This is a genomic window from Pelagibius sp. Alg239-R121 (assembly GCF_947331435.1).
GTDB lineage: Bacteria > Pseudomonadota > Alphaproteobacteria > Kiloniellales > Kiloniellaceae > Denitrobaculum.
Genome location: NZ_CAMZOF010000001.1, coordinates 405594 through 425646, shown reverse-complemented (window position 1 = coordinate 425646; position 20053 = coordinate 405594). Strand labels below are relative to the sequence as shown.

14 protein-coding genes are annotated in these 20053 nt (G+C 57.8%); 10 read left to right on the top strand and 4 right to left on the bottom strand.

What is annotated here, in order from left to right:
- The first annotated feature begins 27 nt into the window (after window positions 1–27).
- The 10 genes from QMZ18_RS01805 to QMZ18_RS01760 all read left to right on the top strand — a co-directional run bounded on the left by QMZ18_RS01805 (window position 28) and on the right by QMZ18_RS01760 (window position 13419).
- Entirely contained in the window at window positions 28–1002 is a 975-nt protein-coding gene (locus QMZ18_RS01805) for a FemAB family XrtA/PEP-CTERM system-associated protein (RefSeq protein WP_282604515.1), read from the top strand.
- Window positions 999–2267 carry a TIGR03087 family PEP-CTERM/XrtA system glycosyltransferase gene (locus QMZ18_RS01800; protein WP_282604514.1) on the top strand — a complete coding sequence of 423 codons (1269 nt, stop codon included), beginning with the start codon at window positions 999–1001 and terminating at the stop codon, window positions 2265–2267. The genes QMZ18_RS01805 and QMZ18_RS01800 overlap by 4 nt, the downstream gene beginning before the upstream one ends.
- Window positions 2260–3966 carry an exosortase A gene (gene xrtA, locus QMZ18_RS01795; protein ID WP_282604513.1) on the top strand — a complete coding sequence of 569 codons (1707 nt, stop codon included), beginning with the start codon at window positions 2260–2262 and terminating at the stop codon, window positions 3964–3966. The genes QMZ18_RS01800 and xrtA overlap by 8 nt, the downstream gene beginning before the upstream one ends.
- Window positions 3967–5901 carry an XrtA/PEP-CTERM system amidotransferase gene (locus tag QMZ18_RS01790; RefSeq protein ID WP_282604512.1) on the top strand — a complete coding sequence of 645 codons (1935 nt, stop codon included), beginning with the start codon at window positions 3967–3969 and terminating at the stop codon, window positions 5899–5901.
- Window positions 5902–6152: 251 nt separating this feature from the next.
- Window positions 6153–7526, top strand: coding sequence for a TIGR03013 family XrtA/PEP-CTERM system glycosyltransferase (locus tag QMZ18_RS01785; RefSeq protein WP_282604511.1), 1374 nt, complete (start codon window positions 6153–6155; stop codon window positions 7524–7526).
- 97 nt (window positions 7527–7623) lie between these two features.
- Window positions 7624–8796 carry a glycosyltransferase gene (locus QMZ18_RS01780; RefSeq protein WP_282604510.1) on the top strand — a complete coding sequence of 391 codons (1173 nt, stop codon included), beginning with the start codon at window positions 7624–7626 and terminating at the stop codon, window positions 8794–8796.
- A 90-nt stretch (window positions 8797–8886) separates the two neighbouring features.
- On the top strand, window positions 8887–9996 hold the full coding sequence (locus tag QMZ18_RS01775) for a glycosyltransferase family 4 protein (RefSeq protein ID WP_282604509.1): 1110 nt from the start codon (window positions 8887–8889) through the stop codon (window positions 9994–9996).
- A 40-nt stretch (window positions 9997–10036) separates the two neighbouring features.
- The gene (locus tag QMZ18_RS01770) at window positions 10037–11212 is read left to right on the top strand and encodes a glycosyltransferase family 4 protein (protein ID WP_282604508.1); all 1176 of its coding nucleotides are present in this window, start codon (window positions 10037–10039) and stop codon (window positions 11210–11212) included.
- Window positions 11213–11214: 2 nt separating this feature from the next.
- Window positions 11215–12369, top strand: a complete 1155-nt coding sequence (locus QMZ18_RS01765; protein ID WP_282604507.1) for a glycosyltransferase family 4 protein — start codon at window positions 11215–11217, stop codon at window positions 12367–12369.
- A gap of 231 nt (window positions 12370–12600) precedes the next feature.
- Window positions 12601–13419, top strand: coding sequence for a PEP-CTERM/exosortase system-associated acyltransferase (locus QMZ18_RS01760; RefSeq protein WP_282604506.1), 819 nt, complete (start codon window positions 12601–12603; stop codon window positions 13417–13419).
- A 223-nt stretch (window positions 13420–13642) separates the two neighbouring features.
- On the opposite strand, the gene QMZ18_RS01755 is transcribed toward QMZ18_RS01760, so the two are convergent.
- The 4 genes from QMZ18_RS01755 to prsR all read right to left on the bottom strand — a co-directional run bounded on the left by QMZ18_RS01755 (window position 13643) and on the right by prsR (window position 20048).
- Complete coding sequence (locus tag QMZ18_RS01755) at window positions 13643–15061, bottom strand: DUF1302 family protein (protein ID WP_282604505.1); 1419 nt, start codon at window positions 15059–15061, stop codon at window positions 13643–13645.
- 13 nt (window positions 15062–15074) lie between these two features.
- The gene (locus tag QMZ18_RS01750) at window positions 15075–15998 is read right to left on the bottom strand and encodes an outer membrane lipoprotein-sorting protein (RefSeq protein ID WP_282604504.1); all 924 of its coding nucleotides are present in this window, start codon (window positions 15996–15998) and stop codon (window positions 15075–15077) included.
- Between the two features lie 36 nt (window positions 15999–16034).
- Window positions 16035–18479 carry an RND family transporter gene (locus tag QMZ18_RS01745; RefSeq protein WP_282604503.1) on the bottom strand — a complete coding sequence of 815 codons (2445 nt, stop codon included), beginning with the start codon at window positions 18477–18479 and terminating at the stop codon, window positions 16035–16037.
- A 213-nt stretch (window positions 18480–18692) separates the two neighbouring features.
- Window positions 18693–20048 carry a PEP-CTERM-box response regulator transcription factor gene (prsR, locus tag QMZ18_RS01740; RefSeq protein WP_282604502.1) on the bottom strand — a complete coding sequence of 452 codons (1356 nt, stop codon included), beginning with the start codon at window positions 20046–20048 and terminating at the stop codon, window positions 18693–18695.
- Between the last annotated feature and the right edge of the window lie 5 nt (window positions 20049–20053).

Here is a 20053-nt window from a genome sequence, read left to right as displayed (position 1 = left end):
GCGGCCGTAAGTAAATGGGATGCTTTCGTGGAATCCTGTGAGTCGGCAACGTTTTTCCACCGAGCCGGTTGGAAAAAGGTGGTCGAGGAGAGTTTCGGTCACGACTGTTACTTTCTCTATGCAGAAGAGAATGGTGAACTGACCGGAGTTCTGCCCCTCGTACATGTGCGCAGCCGCTTGTTCGGTAATGCACTGATTTCCAATGCTTTTTGTGTGTACGGAGGCGCGGCGTCCTCGAATGCCGAAGCCCAGTCGGCGCTCTATGGCGAAGCGGAAGCGCTCGCGGCTTCTTTGGGAGTCGATTATCTCGAGTTGCGGCTGAGATCACCAGTCCATGCGGACTGGGCGCGCAAAGAGGATCTCTACGTCACCTTCAGAAAGAGCATGGATCCCGACCCGGATAAGAACCTCGCCGCAATTCCACGTAAACAACGGGCGATGGTGCGCAAGGGTTTAAAGTCTGGACTGGTTGGAGAGCTCGACGAAGATACCGAACGCCTGCATCGGATCTATGCGGAAAGCGTGCGGAACCTCGGAACACCGGTGTTTTCGCGCAAGTACTTCCGGATGTTGAAAGAAGTCTTTGGCGATGACTGCGAGATCCTGACCGTAACCCATGAGGGGCGGCCCGTTGCCGGAGTCATGTCGTTTTATTTTCGCGACGAGGTGGTCCCCTACTACGGTGGCGGCACCTCGAGCGACCGGAAACTCGCGATCAACGACTTTATGTATTGGGATCTGATGCGCCGGTCTTGCGAGGCCGGCTATCGGGTGTTCGATTTCGGACGGAGTAAGCGCGGAACGGGGGCCTTCGACTTCAAAAAACACTGGGGGTTTGAACCCGAACCTCTCGTGCACGAGTTTAAGCTTCTGGGTGCGGATGCGCTGCCTGAAGTTAATCCGACAAACCCAAAATACAGCATCTTCATCTCGGCCTGGCGTAAGCTGCCGTTGCCTGTCGCCAACACGATCGGGCCCTTTATTTCGAGAAATCTGGGATGAGCGAGCAACCGGAACTCCTGTTTTTGGCGCATCGGATCCCCTATCCGCCGGACAAGGGCGATAAGATTCGCTCCTGGAATATCCTGAAAGGACTGGCAGAACACTATCGTGTGCATCTGGGGTGCTTTATCGATTCACAGGAAGACGTTCAATATACCGACCATCTTCGAAGCGTCTGCGACCAGTGCTATTTCGCCGATTTAAAGCCTCTGTCGGCGAAGCTATGGTCTTCGACCGCCTTGATGAACGGCGATCCCATGACCCTGAGTTATTATCGCAACAGGGGATTGCAGCGCTGGGTCGACAATTTGGCGAAGGAGCGGACACTCGAATCCGTGTTTGTCTTTTCGGGCGCCGTCGCGCAGTACATTCCTGCGTCTCTCAGTGAAAAGGTTCGCTGCATCGTGGACTTTGTCGATGTGGATTCCGACAAGTGGCGTCAATACGCGGTGACCAAACCCTGGCCGGCAAGCTGGATCTATGACCGCGAAGGGCGAAAGCTCCTGGAATTCGAACGAAAGACCGCGGCTGAATGCGATGCCAGTCTCTTTGTTTCGCCGGCAGAGGCCGAATTTTTCCGGGGCCTGGCACCGGAAAGCGGCAACAAGACTTTTCATATTAACAACGGAGTCGATTTTGACTATTTCGATTCGGCCCATAGCTTCGAAACACCGTTTAGCACGAGCGAGTGCCCCCTGGTATTCACGGGTGCGATGGATTATTGGCCCAACGCCGATGCGGTGATTTGGTTCGCGGAAAAGGTTCTGCCGGGTCTTCGCAAGAAACGCGAAAACATCCATTTTTACGTTGTTGGCTCCAAACCCGGTTCCGAAGTTAAGGCGCTATCGCAGCTGGAGGGCGTAACGGTCACCGGCCGTGTGGAAGACGTCCGGCCCTATCTCGCCTATGCTGCTGCCGTGGTTGCGCCCTTGCGGATCAGCCGGGGTATCCAGAACAAGGTCCTTGAGGGCATGGCAATGGCCAAACCCGTCGTCGCGACTTCCCAAGCCTTGGAGGGGATTGATGCGCAGAGCGGTGAGGAGGTTCTGAAGGCCGACAATCCCGATGAATTTATTGAAAAAATCTTCGCTGTTTTAGACTCGGGCAAGGAATGCCTGTTAGGAAAGAATGCCCGCGCCCGCGTGATGCGGGATTACGCCTGGAGTGCGAACATTGACCGGCTGACGGCGATGCTGAAAGGCACCGCGCAATCGGTCCCAGATTCGCAGGTTATTTCAGGTTCACCGAGACAGGACCATGCTTGAGAATGACAGCGACATAGCGCCGAAAGAGGCTGCCACTCTGAAGACGGGTTCCGCCGCGGAATCCGCCGAAGGGTTTGCGGCCGAGGCTGCGTTGCGTCTGCAGTGGCGCTGGAGCCTCGGGGCGATCTTTGTGGCCTGGGCGGGTCTGATACTGCTGTTTTTCGAAACCGGGCAGTCGATGGTCGACACCTGGATGTCCTCGACGCTGTTTGGGCATTGTTTTCTGATCCCACCGGTTTCAGGCTACCTGGTGTGGATCCGGCGCAAGCGTTTATCGGGTCTGGCGCCTAGGATTGCGAAGCTGGGTTTTCCGCTGCTGGCGGTGCTCGCATTCGGATGGCTTGTCGGCAATGTTTCGGGAACCCAGGCGGTTCAGCAGCTCGCTTTCGTGAGCATGCTGGTCGTTTCGGTCATCACGATCCTGGGGTGGCGCATCGCCTGGCGGATCGCCTTTCCATTGTTCTTTCTGTTCTTCACCATTCCCTTCGGTGAATTCCTGATCGCGCCGCTTCAGGACGTCACCGCGGTCTTTGTCGTCTACATGCTCCAACTGGTGGGGATTCCGGTTTATCTGGACGGACTGTTCATCCACATACCTTCGGGCAGCTTCGAAGTTGCCGAAGCCTGTGCAGGTGTACGATTCCTGATCAGTACCATCGCCTTGGGGTTCATCGGCGCCAATCAGCTCTATCGCAGCACAAAACGCCGTCTCGCCTTCATCGCGTTGTCCTTTATCATTCCGGTCATTGCCAATGGTTTTCGGGCCTTCGGAATCGTGATTCTCGCGCATGTGAGTGATTTTACCGTGGCGGTTGGGGCCGACCATCTGACCTACGGCTTTATTTTCCTGAGCTTCGTAACCGTACTTTTGCTCGCGGTCGGCTTTTCGTTTCGTGAAGCGGCACCTGCGGAGCGACGACGCGCAAATGGATCCGGCGCGGTTGAACAGGTGAGCCCGCGCCTCCTCGCACCGGTCTTGACGGCTGTTGCCGTCTTGGTCATTGCCGGCAGCGCCGATGCCGGTCGCCATCTTACAGAGTACCAGGGTTCGGGAACCGCCATGGTGCCGATTCGCCCCATCGCCGTGCAGCCGCCCTGGGAAAGAGTCGATCTGGCCAGTCCAAGCTGGCAGCCAAGCTTCGTTGGCGCCGATACCGAGCTGCACAGCAGCTACCTGAAAGACGAGCAGCAGGTTGATTTCTACCTGGCGTTCTATACCTCTCAGCGCCAGGACGCGGAGGTCGTCAACTCCAGCAACCGCTTCGAAGATGGTCGCTTCTGGGATCGCGCCGGAAGCGGCAAGTTCGAGGCGGTCATCGAAGGTGAAGCACGCGACGTGAATTACGTGCGCTTGCTCGCACAGCGGCGTGGCCGAGTTGTATGGTATTGGTATTGGGTCGATGGCCGCTTTACCGCCAGTCCATATGTTGCCAAGCTTTTACAGGTAAAGGCGCGCCTGTTCGGCGGCGTCCGTTCGGCGGCCGCGATCGCGATTGCCACTGACTATATTGACGCACCTGTTGACGCTCATGCTGTGCTGCGCGACTTCACAGCGCAGATGGAATCGGTGAGTGCGCTGTTGCAGCAGACCGACCAGGATCTGCTGCAGGCGGAGAAAGCCAAGCGGAAAAACGCAGTCACCGACCAGCTGAGCGCGGGAAGCGTTCAAGGCGAACTTAATCTGAATGGAGATCAGTAAGTGTGTGGCATCGTCGGACTTTTTGAGACCCGGGGTCAGAACACCATAGATCGTGATCTGCTCGCGCGGATGAACGATTCGATCATCCATCGCGGTCCGGATGAAGATGGACTCTACACTGCGCCGGGCATTGGCTTCGGACACCGCCGCCTGGCGATCATAGATCTTGCCGAAGGCCAGCAGCCGCTGTTCAACGAAGACCGTTCGGTGGTGCTCATCTACAACGGCGAAATCTACAATTACAAGGAATTGACCGAGGAACTGAAAGCGGCCGGCTATCACTTCAAGACACAGTCCGACACCGAGGTCATCGTTCACGCCTGGGCGGAATGGGGTGAGGCCTGTGTCGAACGCTTCCGCGGCATGTTCGTGTTTGCCCTCTGGGACAGCAATAAAGAAACCCTGTTTCTCGCCCGCGACCGGATCGGCATCAAGCCTTTGTATTATTCCCTGTTGCCCAGCGGAACGCTGATCTTCGGTTCGGAACTCAAATCCCTGCTGCTTCACCCTGAATTGAAGCGGGACCTGGATCCCTTGGCGGTCGAGGAATATTTCGGCTACGGCTATGTGCCGGATCCTAAAACGATTTACCGCGGTGTCCATAAGTTGGCGCCGGGGCATATCCTGATTCAGCGGCGCGACGACCTGCCGGCCAGCCCACGGCAATACTGGGACGTGCGTTTTGATGACGTCGAGAACCTCAGTGAAGACGAAATTTGTGAATCTCTGATCGAGGAGCTGCGAGAAGCGGTCAAGATCAGGATGATCGCAGAAGTGCCTCTGGGGGCTTTTCTCTCGGGCGGTGTCGATTCAAGCGCGGTGGTCGCTTTGATGGCCGGACTGTCAGACGAGCCCGTCGACACCTGTTCGATCGGGTTCGGGCAACCTGACTTCGACGAATCGAAGTATGCCGGGCAGGTCTCAGAACAATTCGGGACGCGCCATCACGTCCGCCAAGTCGATCCGGATTCCTTCGATCTCGTCGATGAACTGATCTCTTTTTACGATGAGCCCTTCGCCGACAGCTCCGCGATGCCGACGTATCAGGTCTGCAAGCTGGCCCGGGAGAAGGTAACTGTTGCGCTGTCAGGTGACGGCGGCGACGAACTCTTTGCCGGGTACCGCCGCTATCGCTGGCACCATTACGAAGAACAGGTTCGTAGCCGCGTGCCGGCCGGTTTGCGCGCGCCGCTTTTCTCGGCCCTTGGGCGCTATTATCCGAAACTCGATTGGGCGCCGAAGCCACTGCGGGCGAAAACCACCTTCCAGGCGCTCGCGCGCGGGACGGTTGGCGGCTATTTCGACTCGGTCTCGATCCTTAACGACGATCTTCGCCACGGTCTCTATTCGGACAACATGGGCCGGGAGCTGCAGGGATATCATGCTTCTGAGGTGGTTGGCCGTTTCATGCGCGAAGCGCCGACCGACCACTATCTGAGCAGGGTTCAGTATGCCGACCTAAAGACCTACCTGCCTGGAGATATCCTGACCAAGGTCGATCGTGCCAGCATGGCAAATTCCCTCGAAGTGCGTGTTCCGATTCTGGACCACAAGTTCATCGAGTGGTCGGCGCGAATTGCGCCGCAGCACAAACTCAAGGGACGCGAAGGCAAGCACATCCTGAAGAAGGCGCTGGAGCCTCATCTTTCGAACGATATTCTCTATCGCGATAAAATGGGCTTTGCGGTGCCGGTGGCGCAGTGGTTCCGCGGGCCCCTGCGCGAACGCGTACGTGAGGCCCTCTCAAGCGAGATTCTGGGCGACACCGGGTTGTTCGATATGAAGTTCATCGAAACGCTGGTTGATCAGCATCAGTCCGGTGCGCGCGAACACAGCGCGGCGATCTGGTCGCTTGTGATGTTCGAGTCGTTTCTGCGCAAGGTCCACAACAGCGGGCATGAGCCTGCATCTGAGCCGGCGCGCATAACTGCCTGAGATCGCCGTCAGCTCGCTGAATTTGGAGTTACAGAGCTGTTTCTTGACACTGGTCGGGGTTATTACTGACTTGTTATGTAGTAATTCCGTTAAGTAGTTTGTGTAATAATCTCTACGATTTAATGTTCAAGTGTCGCGACTCCGCGATGGTCATCTGTCAAAAGGTTTTTCGGTAAGTCATTTGGGTAACGGACCGTCCGGTAGTTGAGACAACTGTTGCCGTCTTGGGATCATAAGTATAAGTCTGCCTCATGCATTTCTCCCGCCCGCTCGTCATTCTTGCAGTTTTGGAATCCTCGACCCTCGCGCTGTCGGTCAGTTCCGGCATTTATCTACGTGTGTCCGCGGAAGCCGATGTCGACGCAGTCGCGAGACTGATTTCATTCATTCCGGAGATGATTCTCTTTACCGCCGTCGTGATGACGGCGATGTTTTCTCTCGGTCTCTATAATTGGCAGTTTTCGTCGAAGTTCTCGGACATCTTCACGCGCCTGTTCGTCAGTTTCCTGATCAGCACCTTTGCCCTGTCCGTTATTTTCTACACGCTTCCGGATCTGACTATCTGGCGTTCCGCGCTGGCGATCGCCATGCTTGCGGCCTTTCCAGCGCTGATCATCCTGCGCCTTGTATTTTTGCAGATCGTGGACAACAGCCAGCTCAAGCACAAGATCATCATCATCGGCGTTGGTGAACGGGCTGCACAGTTGGAAGACCGGGAGCACGACGGCCGCTCCTGCCGTTTTGTCTGTGCCGGCTTCGTCCAGATCCCCGGAGAGCAGCTCAAGGTGACACCTGAGCGAATTCTGCCGGACGACATCAAGCTGGTCGAGTATGTCGAAGAAAACGGCATCGATGAGATCGTAGTCGCGGTTCAGGACCGCCGGGGCCATCTGCCCCTGCCGTCGCTGGTTGACTGCAGATTGAACGGCACTGCCATCACCGACTACATGAGCTTCCGCGAACGCGAAAGCCTCTGCATTGACCTGAACGCACTGAACCCGAGCTGGTTCCTCTTTTCCGAGGGTTTTCCGGGGGGGCGTCTGCAGCAGGCCTTTAAGCGGGCCCTGGATATTGCCGTCAGTCTGGTCATGCTGATCTTTTTGCTGCCGATCATCGTTGCGACCGCCATTGCTGTGCGTCTGGAGAGCCCGGGACCTATCTTCTATCGGCAGGAGCGTATGGGTTTCCGGGGGAAGACTTTTGTTCTGACCAAGTTCCGCAGCATGCGGGTGGATGCCGAGCGTGACGGGCCGCAGTGGGCGGCGGCAAATGACAGCCGGGTGACTGCCGTCGGCGCTTTCGTACGAAAAACGCGGATCGATGAAATTCCGCAGATTCTCAATGTTCTGCGGGGTGATATGAGCCTCGTCGGCCCGCGGCCCGAACGGCCGTTCTTTGTTGAACAGCTCGCCGATGTCATTCCCTACTACTCGGAGCGCCATCGTGTGAAGCCCGGCGTCACCGGCTGGGCTCAATTGAATTATCCCTACGGTGCCTCGATCGAAGACGCCCGGCAGAAGCTTCAGTACGATCTCTATTATATTAAGTATTACAGCCTGTTGCTCGATCTGAGTATTATCGCGCAAACGGTGAGGGTTGTTCTCTGGCCGCAGGGCGTTCGCTGAGGATTCGTTGCCGATCCGGCTGCTGACTATCGCAACATATTCGCATGAGCAATGATTTCCGCCGCACGCGGTCATGGAAGACGGTGAGTTAAACACTATGGCAGACATCGAGCGCGATCGACCGGTAATCGTCATGGGAACGAACCGCTGGGGAGATGACTGGCAGACCCGCCAGCAAATTACCTCCCGGCTCGGCGGCCGCGGCTGGCCGGTTGCTTATTCCACCGGGACGCTGTTTGCCTGGGACCGTTTTACCGATGACTGGCGCGAATCCGCCTGGTTCGAATCTTCACAGCATCTTTACGACGTCGACATTCATATGCCCGGCAGATGGCAGCTGCGCTGGCCCAAGGTGCCGGCCTGGGACCGGTTCGTCGTGCGGAGCTATCTTGCCGGCATAAAGAAACGCATCGGCTGGTCCGCCGCAAAACGCCCGCTTGTTTATGTTTTTCACCCGGTTTTCTGGCCTTACGTCGAGGCATTGGGGGACTGTTCGGTCATCTATCATGCGGACGACACCTTTTCATCGATGCCTGGTTGGACTGAAGAACAGGCGCGGATGCAGGAAAAGCTGGTTGCGCGCGCAGATCTGATCGTTGCGAGTTCGCCAGGGATGGCCGAGGCACTTCCAAACGATGGCCCTGCCAGAGCCAAACAGCTGCCCAACGGTGCCGATACTCAGGCCTTCATCGATGCCAATGGGTGCGATTGCCCGGAAGATCTGGCGGCTATTCCGCATCCGCGCATCGGTTATGTCGGCAAGATCAATGAAAAGGTCAACCTAGCGCTCGCTCTCTCCATTGCGCAGCAAAGGGCGGACTGGCACTGGGTCTTCATTGGGCTGGTGCACGAAGAGCACCTGACGCCGGAGACCGGTGAGGTCTATCGTGCCCTGAAAGCACTGCCCAATGTCCATTTCCTGGGCTTCAAGCCTTATCATGGCCTGCCGGCCTACAACACCCACATGGACGTTAATGTCATGTGCTACCGCTCGGAAAAAGGCGGCTGGTGGACCGATCTTTATCCCTTGAAGCTGCACGAGTATCTTGCAACCGGCCAACCGGTCGTGGGCGCGGATATCCGTGTCATCAAGCTGTTCAGCGAAGTCGTAGCCGTTGCCGGGAACGAGGCCGAATGGCTGTCGGCGCTGCAGGATGCCATCGAAAACGGTGGCGTCAGTACGCCGGCCGAGCGTCAGCGTGTCGCGGCCGAAAATTCCTGGGACGGACGGGTCGACCAGTTGGAGAGCTGGCTCAATGAGCTCGGTTAGATTTCCGGCCGGCAGCACCGGCGCGCCTGCCCGGTTTGTTGCCGTGACACCCGGATTGTCCGTTTCGAAACGCGTTCCGGCGGCCTGATCATGACCGCGCAACCTCATCTGCTGCATGTATTCCCCACCTTTGCCCATGGCGGGGTGCCGATCCGTATCAGCACGATCATCAACCATTTCGGCGATCGCTACCGGCACACGGTCTTATCCCTGGATGGGCCGACGGACTGCCGCTCACGGCTCAAACCTGGCGTTCCGGCAGAGGTTCACGCGTTTGAAGGATCTGCGAAGGGCTTGCCTGGACGTCTGCGCGCCATCCGCGGCTATATCAAGTCCCAGGCGCCCGATCTGCTCCTGACCTTCAACTGGGGTGCCACAGAGTGGGCCTTGGCAAACACACTGGCGCCGCTGTGCCGCCATGTACATCTGGAAAGCGGATTTGGCGTCGAAGAGGCGGAACGCCAGATTCCCCGCCGCGTCTATTTCCGCCGCCTGGCTTTGGCGCGCACGTCGCAGGTTGTCGTGCCGTCGTTCAAACTGGTCGGTATTGCCACCGATATCTGGAAACTGCCCAAACATAAGATCAAGCACATTCCGAACGGCGTCGATTGCGCATTATTCGCGCGGGAACCGGTCGAAGATATCCTTCCGGGATTCACAAAGCACCCGGACGAGCTGATCGTCGGAACGGTGGCCCCCCTGAGGGTGGAAAAGAACCTTGCGCGGCTCCTGAAGGCCTTTGCACAGCTCTCAGGGATTGAGCAGAAGACCCGCTTGCTGCTGGTTGGCGACGGCGACCAGCGCGCCGGCCTCGAAAGCCTGGCGAAAGAGCTGGGGATCGGCGAACGCGTGGTATTCGCCGGCCATAGCGAAGACATCGATCAGCTGCTTGGATTGATCGATGTTTTTGCCATGACGTCGGATACGGAGCAGATGCCGAATTCCATTCTCCAGGCCATGGCGTCGGGACGCGCCATCGCTTCGCTCGACGTCGGTGATGTGAAAGCGATGCTGCCGGAAAACGCCCAAGCCTTCGTGACGCCGAAACACGACGACGACGCCTTTCGCAGGGCGCTCGAAACACTGCTGTGTGAGACATCGTTGCGTCATGAGATCGGTGAAAGCAATCGTGCCCATGCGCAAAATGTCTATGCCGCGGAAAAGATGTTCGCCGCCTACGAGAAGGTCTTCGACGCATGATACCTGTTCGCCGCCGTACATATATCCCGGGGATGCCGAAATGAAGATCCTGACCTTTTCGACGCTCTTCCCCAACAAGGCGCAGCCGCATCACGGCGTCTTTGTCGAGAACCGCCTCCGGCATCTGATCGATCATACGGACGTATCTGCGAAGGTGATTGCACCGGTGCCGTGGTTTCCTTCCTCGGCCTCCGTCTTCGGCGACTACGCCACTTTTGCGAAGGTTCCCAAGAGCGATCGCCGTTTCGGGCTGGATGTCACCTACCCGCGCTATCCGCTCATTCCCAAGATCGGCATGAATCTGACGCCTTCGCTGATGTATCGAGCGGTCAGGCCTTTGGTTGCGCGGCTGCTGCGTGAGGAGCCGGATTTCGATCTGATCGATGCGCACTATTTTTACCCCGATGGGGTTGCCGCGGCTTATATCGCGAAAGCCGTGAACAAGCCCTTCACCATTACCGCGCGCGGGACCGACCTCAATCTGATCCCCAACTACCCGACACCCCGGCGGCTGATCATCGAGGCGGCGGAACAGGCCGATGGCCTGATCACCGTTTGTCAGGCGCTCAAGGACGAATTGGTGAAAATGGGGATCGACGGTCAGCGGGTCGAGGTGCTGCGCAATGGTGTCGATCTCGAACTTTTTCAGCCGCAGGACCGGGAAGCGGCCAAGCAGAAATTCTCGGTCGATGGCACCGTATTGCTGTCGGTCGGCCACCTGATCGAGCGTAAAGGCCACAACCTGATCATCGAGGCCTTGCCGCAGATCCCGGATGCAACCTTGCTGATCGCGGGCATCGGCCCGGAGGATGCGGCGTTGCGCGATCTGGCGAAGTCACTCGGTCTGGCGGACCGTGTAAGATTTCTCGGGGCCATTCCGCACCAGGAAATGTCGCAGCTCTACAGCGCTGCCGACGTTCTGGTTCTGGCTTCCAGCCGGGAAGGCTGGGCCAACGTGCTTCTGGAGACCATGGCCAGCGGAACACCGGCGGCCGCGACGAACGTCTGGGGGGCGCCCGAGGTCATCACTACGGCTGCGGCTGGAGCACTGATACACGAGCGGACGCCGGATTCGATCGCAGGTACCGTCCTTTCCGTCTTAAAGAACCCGCCGGCCCGCGAGGCGACCCGGGCGCATGCGGAGTTGTTTAGCTGGCAGGCGACGTCTCAGGGGCAGTACGACCTGTTTCAGTCCATTCTCGAACGGCGGGGTTGAAGATGAAGATACTCTATCATCACCGAACCGGTTCGACAGACGGGCAAGCGGTCCATATCGAGGAATTGATGACCGCGCTTTCCGCCTTGGGACACGAGATCGTCAAGGTCGCGCCCGGCGGCAGCGAAAAACAGGAATTCGGCGAGGAAAACGGCCTTGTGGCTGCTTTAAAGCGCCATCTGCCTCAGGCCGTTTACGAACTGATGGAATTCGCCTATTCCCTGGTCGCTTATCGCCGGCTCCGGAAGGCATTTCTTGAGCATCAGCCTGATGTGCTTTACGAGCGGAGCAATCTTTTCCTGCTGTCCGGTGTCTGGCTGAAGCGCCGTTATAAATTGCCCATGTTGCTTGAGGTCAATGCGCCGCTGTTCGAGGAACGCAGCCGCTTTGGGAATGTTGCCCTCAAGGGGCTCGCCCGCTGGACAGAGGAGACGGCTTGGCGAGAAGCGGACTATGTGCTTCCGGTGACCGACGTGCTGGCTGATCATCTGCGCCGTGCCGGAGTCCCGGAGGAGCGGATTCAGGTCATTCCCAACGGAATCAATCAAGACCGCTTTCTGAGCGATATCGATACGCAAGCCGTGCGGCAGCGTATGCAGCTTACGGAAAGCCTGGTTCTGGGCTTTACCGGCTTTGTCCGTGAGTGGCATGGACTAAATCATGTGGTTGATCTTCTGGCCGAGGATCGCAGTGGCGCCCAGCTTCATCTCCTGGTCGTCGGTGACGGCCCGGCGCGCGAAGCACTCGAGGCTCAAGCCAAGTCGCTCGGCGTTTCCGATCAGGTCACCTTTACCGGCGTAATCGGCCGTGACGAGGTCGCTCAATACATTGCGGCCTTCGATGTCGCGCTTCAGCCCGCCGTCACCAGTTATGCCTCTCCCTTGAAGCTCTTCGAATACATGGCCCTTGGCCGGGCGATCGTTGCGCCGGATATGCGCAACATCAAAGAGATACTGACCGATGGTGCCGATTCCCTGCTTTTCGACCCGGAAACCGAGACCGGGTTTCGGGAAGCCATTGAGCGCGTATGCAGCGACCATGATTTGCGCGAACGTATCGGCAAGGCCGCACGTACTGCCATCACCGAAAAGGCCCTGACCTGGGAGAATAACGCCAAGAGGATCGAGGCTTTGGTGACAAAGTCGCACACTAAATAGTAATTGAACACTTGTTCACCGCAGACTACTTCCGGTGAGCGCAATATGATAGAAATCAAGCTGAATAAGAACTCAAGATAAGAATATTACTTCAGATTGTATTTGATAACTTCTCTAAAATTGCAACTAAATTACTAAAGTATAAGAATGAACAATTTTCGTATTTACGATAATTTAAGAGGTAAAGCCTAAGGTGCTCGACTGTATTAAGGTTCCGTTCAGGAGTGCTCAATGGCCGTTGTTCAATCGCAGACACTTGCGACACCGAGTCAAATGTCTGTGTCCGGTCTGCCCGCGGCGCCTTCTGAGAACGCCCGCCTAGCAGAGCTTTTCAAGCACTGGTTCGAGACCAAGCCGGCGATTACGGCGGAAGAGATCGAGCAGGCGCATCGCCTCCGGTACCAGGTGTACTGCGTCGAGAACCCCTTTGAGGACCCCGCAGGCAATCCCAATGAAATGGAGATGGATGAATACGATCCACACTCCGTACACAGCCTGCTGATCCATCGCCCTACCCAGACCACCATGGGTGCCGTGCGCTTGATCCTGCCTGCTAAGGCTTCCGCCTATCGGCTTCCGATCCAGGATGTCTGGCAGACCGAACGGATCCCCTTTCCCGAGGAGACGACCGCCGAAATCTCCCGCTACGCCATCTCCCGTGAGTTTCGGCGTCGTGCAGGCGAGGAACGCTATGCAGATGTCAATTGGGCGAAGAGTGAAGATAGCCCGGTAGAACGCAAAAAGCTCGAGCGCCGTGTTCTTCCGCATATCACGTTGGGCCTTATGAAAAGCGTCTTACGGATGTGCATAGAGCATGACATCACCCATGTTTGTGCTGTGATGGAGCCCGCTCTGATTCGTCTGCTTCACCGTTTCGGCCTGGAGTTCGAGCCGATCGGACCGGTCGTGAATTATCACGGCCGCCGCCAGCCCTGCTATGCCGCACTGGAAACGCTGCTGAAAACCTCGCGCGAGGCCCGGCGGGAGTTCTGGGAGGTCGGTACCGATGACGGCCAGCTTCTGCCCAAGGCGGCATCGGGCGACAGCTGACGTCCCTGTCTGACTGCCCCTTCGGGTCTGCCCGGCCTAAGACCGACAATCTTTTCCTGAAACGCTGAAAAAGCGTAAGGCGGCCTCACCCTCCTAATTGGAAGGTCGACACAGGTTCCGATCACTTCTCTCATGAAAGTGACGCTGCTCTAACCACGTGAGATAGGGTGGATTCACATGCTTTGACGAAACCACAAGGTGGTTCCGACAAACATGATCCGATCTAGAAGCTGAATTGAACACCGAAGAGGACGCGGTCATTGTCGTCGAACTGACCGAACACTCCGTCCGATGTGCCAAAGAAGATATCGGCGCCCGCCCAGATCTTGAAGTTGTCGTCGAGCCTGTAGGTGATCTTCGGCCGGACAAGCCCGTCTCCGCTGTTCAAGGACTGCAACCAGATCACTTCGGCTTCAAGATCCTCGTCGAGGAAGCTGCGGCGTACCAGCAGACTGGTGGTCGATTCGAACCGGTCGCGGAGCAAACCGTCGATATCGTCCGTCAGATAATCGCCGAACACCTGTGCGCTGACCAACGTGTCGTCCAGCCCATACCAGTCGAGCCCGATGACGGACGAAACATTGTCGCTTTCGCCGACACCGTCACTGTCTGAAAGATCCTCGGTCAGGAAAAAGCGGTCAAATGAGTATCCGAGCTCACCACGGACAACGAAATCGCCGAAGGAATTACTGAAGGTTCCGCCGAGAAGATGCGTCCGCTCGTACTCCGGTGTGATCGTGACAACGGAACCCTGTACCTGGCGGCGCAGCACCGGATTGTCGTCATAGTGGTAGAGGTAATTCAGACTGAGGTCCCAGCCGTCGAGCATCCCGAGCAACCGTGCGCCGGCATCGGAATCTGCAATAACGTCGTCGGGCCGATCCGGTTCGCGCTGGACCACGGTGAAGCCCGGAACGGCCTCGGGCACGAACCTCGGCGCCGTCAGGGCATAGAGGGCGCCGGCTTCGGGCAGATCGTTGTAGGTTTGATCCGGGATCCACAGGAATTCTGCGGTGAAGTCGTCGATCGGAACTTCGGCGGCGATCGTCCAGAGCGGAATACGCGAATCTTCGAAGTCGTCCAGGATGAACTCTCTGAAGTCCTGCGGATTGACCACATCAAGGACTTTCAAGCCATCTGATTGGCCCCAAACCGTCTGTTGCTTGCCAATACGGAAGTGCGCGAAATCGGTCGGTGCATCCAGGTAGAGTTCGCGCAATTCGAAATCGAGATCGTCATTCGCAAGCCAGCGGCGCGAGATCGTGGCGGTCGTGTCCTGTGTGGGGCTGCCCGGCTCGAGCCGGTCGCGGGTGTCCCAGCGAACCCGTCCGATTGCCGTCAGATTGAAACCCTCGGGCAATTCGATTTCAAGTTCAGGCTGAAAGGTCGTCTCAACCTTTTGTCCATTGCCATCATCGATATCCAGCGCCGATTCATGCTGTAGCGTGGCCGTGAAGGTAACAGCATCTTCGATCGTGTCGGCAAGATAGCCGCCCAATCCGTCATCCTCGGCCATGGCGGGACCTGATGGCGCCGACAGGCTTAGAATGGCGGTGAAACCCCAGGCAGCAGTTCCTAGAAGCGTGCTGCGTGAACGCGGCTTCATCTGTGTTCTTGCCGTTTGCCGAAGTTGCATGGTCATGTTGCCAAACGCCTCACAAACCGCGTTTCAGGGCGCTGCGGGTGAAGAGGTCGTCGCCGAGGTCGGCGAGATAATCGACTTCGCTGATGATAAAGGTCGTCTTGTGACCGGTCTTGTGATTCTCGGCTTCCAGGCGATGGGCGGTCCAGATGCCCTGCACTTCACGAATCTCGCGTGTGTAGATGGTTTTGAGCGCATTGCCCTGCAGGTCCCAGATTTCAGATTTCAGGACCATCCAGATCTCGGCGTCCACACAGCTGAGTGTGCGGCTGTAACCGAGTTGCTCGGCCACATCTTCGTTGGCGGGCACGGCTTCGACCATATAGCAGGCACGGCCATCGACCTCGTCCATGCCCAAGGTCGTGCGTACATAATCGCTGCGGGAAACCTTTGTGTCCTGGCGAATGTCGTCATAGGTGAAGTCGGTGCCCATGAAGTAGTCGCCCCGGTCGGAACCGGAAATGCGGCGGACCCGGCGAAGCGCCGGCAGGTAGAGCCACTGCGCGTCCTCTTCGCCGTCTTCCAGATAATCAAAGGTCAGAAAGGCTGTGTCGCGGACGTTCCTGGGTTTCTGAAAGAAGATCGCAATTCGCTTTTCAGTCTCAAAGTACTTCCGGAAGGACCGGGTTTTTCGGGTCCGCTTTTTGCCGCGCTTGTCGAGCAATTCCATCGTCATGCTCCGGACCACCGAGACACCGTCGTCGCGCGCGTTGATGCGCCGGGCGATCTCATCCCCGCTCGGTAGGCTTTGCGTCCCGTCTGCCGAAGTGGCTGGCTGAGGCGTTACCGGCTGTTCGACCGGGGCAGCCTGGATCGCCCGGTCATCAGGAGACTTGGAAGAAGTTGCGGCCCAGGCCGGGGTCATTGCAGCGCCGGTAAGCAGAAGGGCGGTGACACAAGCGGTCAGTGTTTGCGGACAGCGAGAGAGCATTTTCATGTTGGAGCGTTCCTTTTCTCAAGCGCGATCGGGTTCTCAAGCACGATCGGGCGTGCCGCTGATGCCCAGCCGCTCCCATCGGACCGAGATTTCACGGGAGGCCTGTGCGATCCGAAACTGTTCGGTCAAAAAGGCAGGCGGCAGAAGCTTCACCAGGGCGGGGAGGACGGTCATGCTTGCGATGAAGCTGGCCGAGACCGCAACCGCCACGAGGCTTCCGAAGCGAATCAGTCCGGGGACCTGGCTGGAGATCAGAACCCCGAAACCGAAGAACACGGTCAGAAAGTTGAACAACAGTGCCCGTCCGGTTGTCGGAAAGAGGTCTTCTATGGCCTCGTCCAGGCTTCTGGCCCGGTCGCCCGCCAGCAGGATCAGCCGATCCAGGGAATGGACGGCGAAGTCGACGCCGATGCCGATGGCAATCGCCGCCGACATGGAGGTGCCGATCGCGAGGCGGATGCCGGCGGCCCCCATCAGCGCGTAAACCAGAAATACGGAAATAGCCACCGGCATCAGGGTCAGGCTGCCGGCGATGATGGAGCGGAAGGTCAGTGACGACATCACCCAGACCGCGAGCAGGGAAATCAGCACGCTGGTTAGGTGTCCGCTCAGCAATTGGTTCATCCAGTTATAGTGAACCGTGACGTGTCCTGAGAGGCGTGCCGTCATGTCTGCGCTGTTGAATTCAGCCGCCAGGTAGTCTTCAAGTGCGGCGATCACCTCGGTCTCAGCGCTATAGAGTCCGCTGTTCATGGTCACCCGAACATTGGCAAGGCGGTAGTCGTAATCGACTTCCTCTTCGAAATCGGTCGGGTCGCCGCTCATGGAATAGAGCAGGAAGTATTGCGCGACCTGGTCTGCTGTTTCAGGCAGTTCGTAGGCATCGGCCTGATTGTCGAACAGCGCCTGGTTCATCTGTTTCAGATAATCGGCGATGGAAACCGTCGACTTCACGGATGGCAGGCCCTCTATGAAGCGCTGTAAGGCTTCGATCCGCCGCAACCGCTCCGGATCGAAAAGCGCTTCCGCCTCCTGCGTTTCGATTACGACGTCCAGGGTCGTTGTGCCGTTCATCAAATCGTTGATCACCCGATCTGCGACGGCAATCGGTTCGTCGGTCTGAAAGTTGTCGATCGGCGCTTCGTCGGCGCGCAGCTGTGTCAAACCAAGCAAGCCGGCGCCGATCACCAGCAGACCGATTGCGAGTACCGTTTTGGGGTTATGCGCCACCGCGCGTCCAATTTGCCGGCCGAAGAGCTCCCCCCGGCTTTGGCTTGAGGCTTCCGACTGCGCTGCGCCCAGCGCATCACTGGCCTGGCGGGCTGCCCTGAGAGCGGGCGACATGCGCGGTTTCACGAGCGTCAGGCCGGCGGGAACTGCTACCAACGACAGAATCATCGCGGTTGCGATGCCCAGGGTGGCGAAGAGACCGAAGTCTTCCATCGGCGGCATCGCCGAAGAGACGTAGATGCCCATGAAGCCGGCTATCGTTGTCAGGGAGGTGATGGTGACCGGACGCCACATGGCCATCATGGTGCGCACCGCCAGCTCGCGGGCCGAGGCTTTCGGCCGGAGCATGAGTTCGTCGTAGTATTGGCCCAGAATGTGGATTGAATCGGCGACGGCGATGCCGATCAGGACCACCGGCAGAGCATTGGTGATGGTGTAGATCGGTTTTCCGGCGGCTGCCATGGCACCCATCGCAACGGCCAGAGTCGCGCCTACGACCAGCAAGGGCAGCAGAACGCCACGTAAATTCCGGTAGCAGAGGAACAGGATAAAGACCACGATCACCGCTGCCAACGGGCTCAGCCGCTGCGCGTCCGTGTCGACGTATTGACCGAGATAGCCCATCACGCCGCCCTGGCCGGCGACGTGAATTTCCTCGCCGTTGCTGCGTGGTGCCGTTTCCACCAAGGCACGCAGTTGTCGATAAGCTTCTTGAGACTGTTCCTCATCCAGCAGTTCAGCTGCAATCAGGGTTGCCTTGCCGTCCTGACCGATGAGATTACCGTTGTAGAGCGGAAAAGCCGCCACTGCATCGCGGACGGCATCGGATTCTTCCTGTGTTTGCGGTGGGTCGGTGAAGAAGGGTTCGACCTGCAGGCCTTCGGGAACGCCGATAATGTTCTTTTCGCTGGCCAGGCTCGTGACGCGGTCGGCGTCGATCCCGGGCAGTTCCGTAATCCGGTCCGTGAGCCATTTGATCAGCTTCAGGCTTTCCGGATTGAAGACGCCCTGGGGACCGTTGTTGACAACTGCGACCACCAAAGGATCCTTCAAACCGAAGGTTCCCTTGACCTTGTCGCGGAAGACCACAGCCGGATGGCCGGCCGGCATGAAGGCGTCTGCACTGGTGTCCTTGGTCAGGCGTGGCAGAAAGCTCGCCGTCGCGATCGTGATGATCGCTACGACCGCAAGAATGGTCTTTGGATAGGCCGTGACAGCCTCAAAGAACCGCCAGGTCCGTGTTTTCCCCATTGCGCTGGTCAATCCGTCCGCCTCAAACAGGGGGAAAGATCACCACAAGAAGGTTAGGAAAGCGTTGAAATCACGATGATTTGCTGTGTTTGAGGGCGACCGCCCCCGATTTGATAAACAAGAATTCGAGTCGCCGCTCAACTGCACGAAAATGAGACTGAATCACGGCCTCGATCGGTTTGATCTAAGGTCATCGGCATCAGCGTGCCCTGATCAGACCTTCATATTGTGCTGGCGCATCAGGTCGTAAACGGTTGGACGGCTGACGTCGAGCAGTTTGGCCACCTTTGATATGTTGCCTTGGGCTTCAACCATCGCCCTGGTCAGCGCGGTGCGTTCAGCCTGCTCTCGATACTCCCGCAAGGTGCCGCTGGGAGCCGGCTGCTCGTAGTTCGGCAGGTCCAGATCCACGACGGTGATCTTGGTACCGGTCGCTGCCGCCACCGCACGCTTGACCCGGTTTTGCAGTTCGCGGACGTTGCCGGGCCATTCATAGCTGGAAATTGATGCGAGAGCGTCGGCGGTGAAAGCCGTGATGTTGCGGCCCTGTTCCTCGGCAAAGCTATTGAGCAGCTGATGCGCGATCACGACGGCGTCGTCTGGGCGCTCGCGGAGCGGTGGAATCTTGATGACCGCCTCGCTGAGCCGATAATAGAGATCTTCGCGGAACTCATTGGTTTCCGTCAGCTTGAGCAGGTCCTTATTTGTGGCCGAGACCAGCCGGATGTCGACGGGAATCTGCTTATGGCCACCAATTCGCTCGATGACGCGTTCCTGTAGGAATCGCAATAGCTTGGCTTGAAGTGACATCGGTAGGTCGCCGATTTCATCCAGGAACAGAGTGCCGCCGTTGGCAACTTCGACCTTACCGACCGTCGTCTTTACCGCGCCGGTAAAGGCACCCTTTTCGTGACCGAAAAGCTCGCTTTCCAACAGGTGCTCGGGGATGGCGGCACAGTTGATGGCCACATAAGGGCCTTTGGCCTTCTCGCTCAGCTCATGGGTCGCACGGGCCAGCAGTTCCTTACCGGTGCCGCTTTCGCCGATCAGCACAACCGCGACGTTGGCGCTGGCGAAGCGCTTGACCTCGCCACAAATCCTGATCATCTCGGCGTTTGTCGTGGTTACGCCCGGCAGCACCGCACCGGCTTTTGACTGCGAAAGCCGCCGGTTCTCGCTTTCGAGCGCATGCAAATTGTAGGCGCGTTGAATGGTCAGGTTGACGACGTCGATTTCAATCGGCTTCTGATAAAAGTCGTAAGCACCCAGCGCGACGGCCTGAACCGCATATTCACGCTCGGTCTGACCCGACATCATGACGACCTTCGTATCCGGCGCAATCGAAAGGATTTCCTGAAGTGTCGCAAGGCCTTCGGTCGGACCGTCCGGGTCCGGCGGTAATCCTAAGTCGATCAGAGCGACCGGCGGCCGGTGTTCCTTCACGGCTGCAGCAGCCGATTCGCGATCGCCGGCAAGAACCACTTCACAATTGTCAAAGGCCCAACGGAGTTGCCGCCGCAATCCATCATCGTCTTCAACAACCAAAAGCTTTTGAGTCGGTTCGCTCATAACAG

Coding starts and splice junctions, on each gene's coding strand:
- QMZ18_RS01800 (WP_282604514.1), top strand. CDS start 999: ATGAGCGAGCAACCGGAACTCCTGTTTTTGGCGCATCGGATCCCCTAT.
- xrtA (WP_282604513.1), top strand. CDS start 2,260: ATGCTTGAGAATGACAGCGACATAGCGCCGAAAGAGGCTGCCACTCTG.
- QMZ18_RS01785 (WP_282604511.1), top strand. CDS start 6,153: ATGCATTTCTCCCGCCCGCTCGTCATTCTTGCAGTTTTGGAATCCTCG.
- QMZ18_RS01780 (WP_282604510.1), top strand. CDS start 7,624: ATGGCAGACATCGAGCGCGATCGACCGGTAATCGTCATGGGAACGAAC.
- QMZ18_RS01775 (WP_282604509.1), top strand. CDS start 8,887: ATGACCGCGCAACCTCATCTGCTGCATGTATTCCCCACCTTTGCCCAT.
- QMZ18_RS01770 (WP_282604508.1), top strand. CDS start 10,037: ATGAAGATCCTGACCTTTTCGACGCTCTTCCCCAACAAGGCGCAGCCG.
- QMZ18_RS01765 (WP_282604507.1), top strand. CDS start 11,215: ATGAAGATACTCTATCATCACCGAACCGGTTCGACAGACGGGCAAGCG.
- QMZ18_RS01760 (WP_282604506.1), top strand. CDS start 12,601: ATGGCCGTTGTTCAATCGCAGACACTTGCGACACCGAGTCAAATGTCT.
- QMZ18_RS01755 (WP_282604505.1), bottom strand. CDS start 15,061: ATGACCATGCAACTTCGGCAAACGGCAAGAACACAGATGAAGCCGCGT.
- QMZ18_RS01750 (WP_282604504.1), bottom strand. CDS start 15,998: ATGAAAATGCTCTCTCGCTGTCCGCAAACACTGACCGCTTGTGTCACC.
- QMZ18_RS01745 (WP_282604503.1), bottom strand. CDS start 18,479: ATGGGGAAAACACGGACCTGGCGGTTCTTTGAGGCTGTCACGGCCTAT.
- prsR (WP_282604502.1), bottom strand. CDS start 20,048: ATGAGCGAACCGACTCAAAAGCTTTTGGTTGTTGAAGACGATGATGGA.